This is a genomic window from Photobacterium sp. R1 (assembly GCF_054600795.1).
In genome coordinates this window covers 1-271 of sequence record NZ_BAAHZP010000544.1, presented here as the reverse complement: position 1 = coordinate 271, position 271 = coordinate 1, and the positions used below count along the sequence as shown (strand labels likewise).

The following is a 271-nucleotide window of genomic DNA, read 5'->3' as shown; positions in this document are numbered from 1 at the left end:
TTGTGGTTCGGCCTCAATGAGATGCCCGTGGGTTATCTCAGAGGACGGATCAAACGAAAAGGAACAAGGCGAAATCCTCAAGGTGCCGTTTTTACGCCCAAAGGCAAGATGCAGGCCCAGCAGTATGAGCAGGGTTTTATTGCCAACCGATACAACCGGCGCTCTATTTTTACCCGGAAGGGAGAAAGCCGGTATCCAATTCAGGAAGCCCGGGTGCCTGTTTCTGATGCGCTTCACACCACGATTGAAGATGAAATTTTTGACCAGCTGC

General features: G+C 50.9%; 1 protein-coding gene. It reads left to right on the top strand.

Annotated features, from left to right (window positions below; all coding sequences use genetic code 11):
• Positions 1 to 27 precede the first annotated feature (27 nt).
• Positions 28 to 271, top strand: a 244-nt coding sequence (locus ACYP03_RS26205; RefSeq protein WP_459782700.1) for a phage tail protein, incomplete at its 3' end; no start/stop codon positions are given.